This is a genomic window from Microbacterium sp. (assembly GCF_047606385.1).
Taxonomy (GTDB): domain Bacteria; phylum Actinomycetota; class Actinomycetes; order Actinomycetales; family Microbacteriaceae; genus Microbacterium.
In genome coordinates this window covers 1-8,529 of record NZ_JASGEL010000028.1, presented here as the reverse complement: position 1 = coordinate 8,529, position 8,529 = coordinate 1, and the positions used below count along the sequence as shown (strand labels likewise).

Genomic DNA, 8,529 nt, shown 5'->3' with positions numbered 1-8,529 from the left:
CCGGCGACGGTCGCGGTCGTGCACGTGGGCGGCGCGGGCGACGTGGCGACGATCGCCGCACGCCTGGAGCGGGCGGCCGCCGGCATCCGCGCCGTGCTCGACGGCTGAGCCGGCGGTCAGGCCTTCGAGAGCCCGTGGATCGGGCTCCGGGCCTGCTCGGCCTCGTGGTCGGGACCCAGCGGGATGCCGGAGCGGTCGCGCAGCAGCAGCGTGGCCAGCAGCCCGATCACGGTCATGCCCACGAGGTACCACGTGACCGACATCGTGGTGCCGGTCGCCTGCACGAGGGCCTGGGCGATCGTGGGCGCGAACGCGCCGCCGAGGATCGCGCCGATCGCATAGGAGATGGAGACCCCGGAGAAGCGGATCGAGGCGGGGAACAGCTCGGCGTACAGCGCGGCCTGTGGGCCGTAGGTGAAGCCGAGGCCGATCGTGAGGATCGCCAGGCCGGCGAACACGCCCCCGATGCTGCCCGTGTTCACGAGCGGGAACAGCGCGAAGACGCCCACGAGCTGCAGGATCCAGCCGATCACATATGTGTTGCGCCGGCCGATCCGGTCGCTCACCCATCCGGCGACCCAGGTGAAGATCAGCCACGTGACCGCGGATCCGGCGACCGCCCACAGCACCGGACCGCGCTCGAGCGCGACCGGGCCGTCGGGGTTGGTGGCGTAGGACTGGATGTAGCCGCCGGTGGTCATGTAGCCGACCGCGTTGTTGCCGGCGAAGACGAGCGCGGCGATGATCACCAGCAGCGCATGCCGGCGGAAGACCTGCACGAGCGGCGCCTTCGTCCGTTCCTTGCGCTCGGCCAGCTCGACGAACACGGGGCTCTCCTCCACCCGGCGGCGGATGTAGGAGCCCACCACGATCAGCACGAACGACAGCAGGAACGGGATGCGCCAGCCCCACACCAGGAACGCGTCGCCGGGGGCGACGAGGGCCATGAGCGCCATCATCCCCGACGCGAGCAGGAGCCCGAGCGGCACCCCGATCTGAGGCGAGGCGCCGAACATGCCGCGCTTGGCGCTCGGTGCGTGCTCGACGGCCATGAGCACCGCACCGCCCCATTCGCCGCCGGCCGAGATGCCCTGCAGGACGCGCAGCAGGATCAGGAGGACCGGGGCGACGATCCCGACGGCGGCGTAGGTGGGCAGGACGCCCACGAGCGTAGTCGCCGCGCCCATCATGATCAGCGTCAGCATCAGCACGAGGCGCCGCCCGTACCTGTCGCCGAGGTGACCGGCCAGGAACGCGCCGAGCGGGCGGAACAGGAAGCTGATGCCCACCGTGATGAACGACAGGATCTGCGCGAACTGCTCGCCCGCCGGCGCGAAGAACAGCTGGCCGAAGACGAGGCCGGCCGCCGAGGCGTAGACGAAGAAGTCGTACCACTCGACGGTCGTGCCGACGACGGTGGCGAACACCACACGACGGCGATCGCGATGGGATGCGATCGTGCCCGTCGGCGTGAACCCGGGGGTCGGGGATGCTGCGGTCATGGCGGAGACTCCTTCGTCTGGTGGACACCGAGCCCCGGCGCGCCGGGTGGCTTGCCGTGGCACTGCCAGATCATATACGATCCTGATCGACCCGCAAGAGCGAGGGAGCTCATGAGCACGAACACCACGGACACCGCCGACCCGCGATTCGCCTGCCTGCCGCAGCGCCCGGGCAAGGTCATCGCCGTCCACCTCAGCTATCCGTCGCGCGCCGACCAGCGCGGACGGCGGCCCGCGGACCCCTCCTACTTCCTCAAGCCGTCGAGCTCCCTCTCCCCGTCCGGGGCGACGATCGAGCGTCCCGCCGGCACCGAGCTGCTCGCCTTCGAGGGCGAGGTCGCGCTCGTGATCGGCGCGCCCGCGCGGCGGGTCGGCGTCGACGCCGCCTGGGACCACGTGGCCTGGGTGACCGCGTCCGACGACTTCGGCCTGTACGACCTGCGCCAGAACGACCGCGGCTCCAACGTCCGGTCCAAGGGCGGCGACGGCTACACCCCGATCGGCCCCGGGCTGATCGACGCCCGCGCCGTGCGCCCGGACGGCCTGCGCGTGCGCGTGTGGGTCAACGGCGAGCCGGCCCAGGACGACACGACCGCCGACCTGCTGTTCTCGTTCCCGCAGATCGTCGCCGACCTGTCGCAGCACTTCACGCTGGAGACCGGCGACGTCATCCTCACCGGCACGCCGGCCGGCTCGTCGGTCGTCGTGCCGGGCGACGTGGTCGAGGTCGAGGTCGACGCGCCGACCGCCCCCGGCGCCCCGAGCTCCGGGCGCCTCGCGACCACGGTGGTGGCGGGCGCCCACGGCTTCGACGCCGCGCTGGGCTCGCTGCCGGCCGTCGACGACCTCCAGCGCGCCGAGGCGTGGGGCTCACGCGAGGCGGCGGGCCTGCCCGCCGCGCCCGGTCCCGCCCTCACGCCCGAGCTGCGGGCGAAGCTCGAGCGCGTGCCGGTCGCCGGGCTGTCGGCACAGCTGCGCAAGCGCGGGCTGAACAACGTCACGATCGACGGCGTGCGCCCGGTGCACCCCGGCGCGAAGCTCGTCGGCACCGCCAAGACGCTGCGGTTCGTCCCCGGCCGCGAGGACCTGTTCGCCTCCCACGGCGGCGGCTACAACGCGCAGAAACGGGCCTTCGACGCCGTCGAGGCCGGTGAGGTGCTCGTGATCGAGGCGCGCGGCGAGGCCGGCTCCGGCACGCTCGGCGACATCCTCGCCATCCGCGCCCACGCCCGCGGCGCCGCCGGCATCGTCACCGACGGCGGCGTGCGCGACTACGACGCGGTCGCGGCCGTCGGCATCCCGGTGTACACCGCCGGCGCCCATCCCGCCGTCCTCGGCCGCAAGCACGTGCCCTGGGAGCAGGACGTGACGATCGGATGCGGCGGCACCACCGTGCAGCCCGGCGACATCCTCGTGGGCGACGCCGACGGCGTCATCGTGCTCCCGCCGGCCCTGGCCGAGGAGGTCGCGGACGCGGCCCTCGCCCAGGAGGAGGAGGACGCGTGGGTCGCCGACCGCGTGGCCGAGGGGCACCCGGTGGACGGGCTGTTCCCGCCGAACGCCGAGTGGCGGGAGCGCTACGAGACGGAGCGCGGATGAGCGAGACGGTCACGGCCAGCAAGTCCGCGCGGGCCTACGCCTGGCTGCGCGACCGCATCATCGGCCGCGAGTACCACGCCGGCCACCGGCTGGTGCTGTCGACCCTCGCCGACGAGCTGCGGATGAGCGTCGTGCCGGTGCGCGAGGCGATCCGCCGCCTCGAGGCGGAGGGGCTCGTGAGCTTCGAGCACAACGTCGGCGCCCGTGTCGCCTACCTCGACGAGCGCGAGTACGTGTACGCGATGCAGACCCTCGGGCTCGTCGAGGGCGCCGCGACCTCCCTGTCGGCGCCGCTGCTGGCGGCCGCCGACCTCGACCGCGCACTCGAGGTCAACGACCGCATGACCGCGATGCTCGACGACTTCGACCCGCACGAGTTCACCCTGCTGAACCAGCGGTTCCACTCGGTGCTCTACGAGCCCTGCCCGAACCCGCACATCCTCGACCTCGTCCACCGGGGCTGGGGGCGCCTCGCCAACCTCCGCGACACCACGTTCGCGTTCGTGCCCGGCCGCGCCCACCACTCCGTCGCCGAGCACGTCGAGATCCTCGACCTCATCCGAGCGGGCGCCGAGCCGCTCGAGATCGAGCTCGCCGCCCGCAACCACCGGTGGCGCACGATGGACGCCTTCCTCGCCGCCCGCCACCCCGACTCCCCCTCGTCCACCCCGTCCGAATCGGAGGCATCATGACCGATACCGCACCCGCCCTGGATCGGCGGCACGTCCCCGCCGACCTGCCCGACCGCATCCGCCACTACATCGACGGGCGGTTCGTCGACTCCGCCGACGGCGACACGTTCGACGTGCTCGAGCCCGTCTCCAACGAGGTGTACGTGCAGGCCGCCGCCGGCAAGCAGGCCGACATCGACCTGGCCGTCGCGGCCGCGAAGCGCGCGTTCGACGAGGGACCGTGGCCGCGGATGCTGCCGCGCGAGCGCAGCCGCATCCTGCACCGCATCGCCGACATCGTCGAGTCCCGCGACGCCCGGCTCGCCGAGCTGGAGTCGTTCGACTCGGGCCTGCCGATCACGCAGGCGCTGGGCCAGGCCCGCCGCGCGGCCGAGAACTTCCGGTTCTTCGCCGACCTGATCGTCGCGCAGGCCGACGACACCTTCAAGGTGCCCGGCCGCCAGATCAACTACGTCAACCGCAAGCCGATCGGCGTCGCCGGGCTCATCACCCCGTGGAACACGCCGTTCATGCTCGAGTCATGGAAGCTGGGGCCGGCGCTCGCCACCGGCAACACCGTCGTGCTCAAGCCGGCCGAGTTCACGCCGCTGTCGGCATCCCTCTGGGCCGGGATCTTCGAGGAGGCGGGGCTGCCCGCGGGCGTGTTCAACCTCGTCAACGGCCTGGGCGAGGACGCCGGCGACGCGCTCGTGAAGCACCCGGACGTGCCGCTGATCTCGTTCACCGGCGAGAGCCGCACCGGGCAGATCATCTTCGGCAACGCCGCCCCGTATCTGAAGGGCCTGTCGATGGAGCTCGGCGGGAAGAGCCCCGCGGTCGTCTTCGCCGACGCCGACCTGGACGCCGCGATCGACGCCACCATCTTCGGCGTGTTCTCCCTCAACGGCGAGCGCTGCACGGCGGGCAGCCGCATCCTGGTGCAGCGGGACGTCTACGACGAGTTCGTCGAGCGCTACGCGGCGCAGGCGAAGCGCGTCGTGGTGGGCTACCCCCACGACCCGGCGACCGAGGTGGGAGCGCTCGTGCACCCGGAGCACTTCGAGAAGGTCATGGGCTACGTCGAGATCGGCAAGGGCGAGGGGCGCCTGGTCGCCGGCGGCGGCCGGCCGGAGGGCTTCGCGTTCGGCAACTTCGTCGCCCCCACGGTGTTCGCCGACGTCTCCCCCGACGCCCGCATCTTCCAGGAGGAGATCTTCGGGCCGGTCGTGGCGATCACACCCTTCGACACCGACGAGGAGGCGCTCGCCCTCGCGAACGACACGAGGTACGGGCTGGCCGCCTACGTGTGGACCAACGACCTCAAGCGCGCGCACAACTTCGCGCAGGCGATCGACGCCGGCATGGTGTGGCTCAACTCGAACAACGTGCGGGACCTGCGCACCCCGTTCGGCGGGGTGAAGGCCTCCGGCCTCGGCCACGAGGGCGGCTACCGCTCGATCGACTTCTACACCGACCAGCAGGCGGTGCACATCACCCTCGGCGCGGTGCACAACCCCACCTTCGGCAAGACAACGAAAGAGCAAGGACGCTGACATGACCCACCGCGACGAGATGACTCTCACCTCCTCCGGCTTCTTCGTCTCGCAGGAAGCCCCCATCCACACCGACAACCCGGTGCCGACGCCCTCCTCGCCGGCGCCCGACATCCTCCGCTGCGCCTACATGGAGCTCGTCGTCACCGACCTGGCCGCCTCCCGCGCGTTCTACGTCGACGTGCTCGGCCTGACCGTCACGGCGGAGGACGAGGGCGCGATCTACCTGCGCTCGATCGAGGAGTTCATCCACCACAACCTGGTGCTGCGTCAGGGCCCGGTCGCCGCGGTCGCCGCCTTCAGCTACCGCGTGCGCACCCCGGAGGACCTGGACCGGGCGGTGGCGTTCTACTCCGAGCTCGGCTGCGACGTGCGCCGCGACCCGGACGGGTTCACCCAGGGTGTCGGCGACTCGGTGCGCGTGGTCGACCCGCTGGGCTTCCCGTACGAGTTCTTCCACGAGGTGGAGCACGTCGAGCGACTCGCCTGGCGCTACGACCTGTACACGCCCGGCGCCCTCGTGCGCCTGGACCACTTCAACCAGGTCACCCCGGACGTGCCGCGCGCCACCAAGTTCATGCAGGACCTCGGGTTCCGCGTGACCGAGGACATCCAGGACGAGGAGGGCACGGTGTACGCGGCATGGATGCGGCGCAAGCCCACCGTGCACGACACCGCCATGACCGGCGGCGACGGGCCGCGCATGCACCACGTCGCGTTCTCCACCCACGAGAAGCACAACATCCTCGCGATCTGCGACAAGATGGGCGCCCTGCGCATCTCCGACCGCATCGAGCGGGGCCCCGGCCGGCACGGCGTCTCGAACGCGTTCTACCTGTACCTGCGCGACCCGGACGGCCACCGCGTCGAGATCTACACGCAGGACTACTACACCGGAGACCCGGACAACCCGGTCGTCACCTGGGACGTGCACGACAACCAGCGCCGCGACTTCTGGGGCAACCCGGTCGTGCCCAGCTGGTACACGGACGCGTCGCTCGTGCTCGACCTGGACGGCAACCCGCAGCCGGTCCTCGCCCGCACGGACGAGAGCGAGCTGGAGGCCACCATCGGCGCCGACGGCTTCAGCTACACCCGCAGCGGCGAGGACATGCCCGACTGGAAGCTCGGCGAGTACAAGCTCGGCCACCAGCTGTGACCGGTGACTTGCCCTATATGCACGCGAAAAGGCCGCCGAGGCGTACATATAGGGCAAGTCAACGGCTGCGTATGGGACCGGACGACGCCGGGTGACACGAGAGAAGGAGAGACGGATGCTGGACCCCGACACGGTCGCCCAGGTCGCCGCGGAGCTCGCCGAGGCCGATCGTGCGCACACCGTGATCCCGCGCATCACGGCGCGCTACCCGCAGGCCACGATCGAGGACTCCTACGCGATCCAGGGCGTCTGGCGCGACACGCAGGTCGCCGCGGGGCGCCGCCTGGTCGGACGCAAGATCGGCCTGACCTCGAAGGCCATGCAGCAGGCCACCGGCATCACCGAGCCCGACTACGGCGTCATGTTCGACGACACCGTGTACGCGTCGGGCGCCGCGATCCCCGTCGACCACTTCTCGAACGTGCGCATCGAGGTCGAGCTGGCGTTCGTGCTGCGCGAGCCGCTCTCCGGCCCCGACGCGACCCTCGCGGACGCGCTGGCGGCGACGGACTACGTGGTGCCGGCGCTGGAGGTGCTCAACTCGCACATCGAGCTGGAGGGCCGCACGATCGTCGACACCATCAGCGACAACGCCGCCTACGGCGCGATGGTGCTCGGCGACACGCGCAAGCGGGTCGACGAGGTCGACCTGCCGTGGGTGCCCGGCGTCCTCTCGCGCAACGGCGAGATCGAGGAGACCGGGGTCGCCGCGGGCGTGCTCGGCCATCCCGCCACCGGGGTCGCCTGGCTCGCCAACAAGTTCCACCACCACGGCGCCCGGCTGGAGGCCGGGGAGATCATCCTCGCCGGCTCGTTCACCCGCCCGGTGTGGGTGGGGCGCGGCGACGAGGTGCTGGCAGACTACGGACCGATGGGAACCGTCACATGTCGCTTCGTCTGAGCCCGACCTTCCGCGACCGGCTGGCCGGCGCGTCCCGCCCGCTCGCGGGGATCTGGGTGTGCTCCGCCTCCCCGCTGGTCGCCGAGATCTGCGCCGGGTCGGGCATGGACTGGACCCTCATCGACATGGAGCACTCCCCCAACTCGCTCGAGTCGGTGCTCGTCCAGCTGCAGGCGGTCGCGGCGTATCCGATCGCCCCGGTGGTGCGGGTGCCATTCGCCGACACGGTGACGATCAAGCAGGTGCTGGACCTCGGCGCGCAGAACCTGCTCGTGCCCATGGTCTCCTCCGCCGACCAGGCGCGGCAGCTCGTCGAGGCCGTGCGCTACCCGCCGCGCGGCCGGCGCGGCGTCGGCTCGGCGCTCGCCCGCTCCGCCCGGTGGAACCGTGTCGACGACTACCTGCAGGACGCCGACGCGCACGTGTCGCTGTTCGTGCAGGTCGAGACCCTCGCCGGCGTCGAGGCCGCGGGCGAGATCGCCGCGGTCGACGGGGTGGACGGCGTGTTCGTCGGTCCGAGCGACCTCGCGGCGTCCATGGGTCTGCTCGGCCAGCAGACGCACCCCGACGTGGTCGCCGCCGTGCACCGCGCCTTCGACGCCGTGCGCACCACCGGCACGCCCGTGGGCGTGAACGCCTTCGACCCCGGCGCCGCGCAGGCCTACGTCGACGCGGGGGCGTCGTTCCTGCTCGTCGGCGCGGACGTCGCGATCCTCGCGCGCGCCTCGGAGGCGCTCGCGGCCCGCTGGGTCGGCGGCGCCGACGCTCCGGAGCGCGCCAGCTACTGAGCCGGCGGCGTGCGAGTCGCGGACGGCGTCGATGGGGATGTGCGGTTGTGTCCGCCACGGAGCATCCTCTTCCCCGCGCTCACCTTCTGAGTCGCGAGGAGAATCAGAACGTGAACGTTGCGGAAGATCACGGGGCGGCCCGGTCGAGCGACGGGAGCGCGCGGTGCGCGCACCACGCGCCACGCTGCGCCGATGCCACGTCGCGTGAGCCGGCGGCTCAGGCGACGTGCTCGCCGCAGGAGCCGCAGATGCCGGTGGCCGGCACCTCGACGAAGCAGTTCGGGCACACCGCACGCGGTCGTTCAACCGCCGCGGGGCGCCGCGGGGCGCGCTCCGCGGCGGGACGGCCCGTGGGG

At 72.0% G+C, this 8,529-nt stretch carries 7 protein-coding genes; 6 read left to right on the top strand and 1 reads right to left on the bottom strand.

The genetic code is table 11. From position 1 onward, the window contains the following. Window positions 1-116: 116 nt before the first annotated feature. On the bottom strand, window positions 117-1,502 hold the full coding sequence (locus QM626_RS02865) for an MFS transporter (protein WP_415073766.1): 1,386 nt from the start codon (window positions 1,500-1,502) through the stop codon (window positions 117-119). Between the two features lie 111 nt (window positions 1,503-1,613). On the opposite strand from QM626_RS02865, the gene QM626_RS02860 reads away from it, so the two are divergent. The 6 genes from QM626_RS02860 (at window position 1,614) to QM626_RS02835 (ending at window position 8,173) form a co-directional block, all read left to right on the top strand. Continuing rightward, a complete protein-coding gene (locus QM626_RS02860) occupies window positions 1,614-3,101 on the top strand; it encodes a fumarylacetoacetate hydrolase family protein (RefSeq protein WP_415073764.1) in 1,488 nt (495 codons plus the stop codon). Then, the gene (locus tag QM626_RS02855; RefSeq protein WP_415073762.1) at window positions 3,098-3,793 is read left to right on the top strand and encodes a GntR family transcriptional regulator; all 696 of its coding nucleotides are present in this window, start codon (window positions 3,098-3,100) and stop codon (window positions 3,791-3,793) included. The genes QM626_RS02860 and QM626_RS02855 overlap by 4 nt, the downstream gene beginning before the upstream one ends. Beyond that, window positions 3,790-5,325, top strand: coding sequence for a 5-carboxymethyl-2-hydroxymuconate semialdehyde dehydrogenase (gene hpaE / locus QM626_RS02850; protein ID WP_415073760.1), 1,536 nt, complete (start codon window positions 3,790-3,792; stop codon window positions 5,323-5,325). The genes QM626_RS02855 and hpaE overlap by 4 nt, the downstream gene beginning before the upstream one ends. A 1-nt stretch (window position 5,326) precedes the next feature. Further along, entirely contained in the window at window positions 5,327-6,484 is a 1,158-nt protein-coding gene (gene hpaD / locus QM626_RS02845) for a 3,4-dihydroxyphenylacetate 2,3-dioxygenase (RefSeq protein ID WP_415073758.1), read from the top strand. 115 nt (window positions 6,485-6,599) lie between these two features. Further along, window positions 6,600-7,385, top strand: a complete 786-nt coding sequence (locus QM626_RS02840) for a fumarylacetoacetate hydrolase family protein (RefSeq protein ID WP_415073756.1) — start codon at window positions 6,600-6,602, stop codon at window positions 7,383-7,385. Continuing rightward, window positions 7,370-8,173 carry an HpcH/HpaI aldolase family protein gene (locus QM626_RS02835; RefSeq protein ID WP_415073754.1) on the top strand — a complete coding sequence of 268 codons (804 nt, stop codon included), beginning with the start codon at window positions 7,370-7,372 and terminating at the stop codon, window positions 8,171-8,173. The genes QM626_RS02840 and QM626_RS02835 overlap by 16 nt, the downstream gene beginning before the upstream one ends. Window positions 8,174-8,529: the final 356 nt, after the last annotated feature.